Annotated in this window: 1 protein-coding gene; it reads left to right on the top strand. The window is 63.8% G+C overall.

Annotated features, from left to right (window positions below):
* Positions 1-105 precede the first annotated feature (105 nt).
* On the top strand, positions 106-1,191 hold the full coding sequence (locus tag C1J01_RS48165) for an IS630 family transposase (protein WP_111185836.1): 1,086 nt from the start codon (positions 106-108) through the stop codon (positions 1,189-1,191).

Genomic DNA, 1,191 nt, shown 5'->3' on the forward strand with positions numbered 1-1,191 from the left:
GCTAGTGAGCCGGTATTGAGTTCCGGTGTCACCACATGAGGTGAGTTCCGTTTCACACCGAGGTGTAACCGTGACAGCGCATGAGTGTCGCGGTCAGTTGAAAGCATGGCTGACACCAGGCTGGAACCAGTGGTGCTGAGTGAGACCGAGCGGATCACCTTGCACGGATGGGCCACCCGCCGCACGACCGCGCAAGGACTGGCCTTACGGGCACGGATAGTGCTGGCCTGCGCCGAGGGCGGCAGCAACATGGCGGTGGCCGGACGATTACAGATCCACCGCAAGACCGTCGCGCGCTGGCGCAGCCGGTTCCTGCGGGATCGGCTGGACGGATTGAGCGACGAGCCACGACCAGGGGTACCGCGTACCATCACCGACGCCCAGGTGGAAGAAGTGGTGGTACGTACCCTGGAGCAAGTGCCCGAAGGGGCCACGCACTGGTCCAAGCGAGAACTGGCCAAGCAGGTGGGTATCTCACCCACCAGCGTGCTGAGGATCTGGCGGGCGTTCGGCCTGCAACCATGGCGCACCGAGACGTTCAAGATCTCCCCCGACCCACTGCTGATCGACAAGATCCGGGATGTGGTGGGCTTGTATCTGGCTCCGCCGGCGAATGCGGCGGTGTTCGCGATCGATGAAAAGCCGCAGATCCAAGCCCTGTCCCGAACATCGCCGGTGTTGCCGATGCTGCCCGGCGTCCCAGAGCGGCGCAGCTTCGACTACATCCGGCACGGCACCGTCGATCTGTTCGCGGCGTTGAACACCGCGACCGGCAAAGTGATCGGCAAGCTGTCGGCACGACACCGCGCCATTGACTTCCGCGACTTCCTGGCTGAGATCGACCGCCAGACCGAGCCCGGCCTGGCGGTCCATGTGATCTGTGACAACCTGTCCGCGCACAAGGCGCCGGTAGTCCATGCCTGGCTACTGGCGCACCCGCGTTTCACCTTGCACTTCACCCCGACCTACTCCTCCTGGATCAACCAGGTCGAACGCTGGTTCGCCGAGCTCGAACGCCGCTGCCTGGAGCGTGGCGTGTTCTGCTCGCTGGATGACCTGAAGGTCGCGCTCGAGGAGTGGATCAAGGTCTGGAACGACAACGCCCGGCCCTTCAAGTGGACCAAGACCGCCGACCAGATCATCGACCGGATCTGCCGCTACTGCGACAGGATCTCAGGACCGGCTCACTAG

It is taken from the genome of Nonomuraea aridisoli (assembly GCF_003236395.1).
In the GTDB taxonomy this organism is placed as follows: Bacteria; Actinomycetota; Actinomycetes; order Streptosporangiales; family Streptosporangiaceae; genus Nonomuraea; species Nonomuraea aridisoli.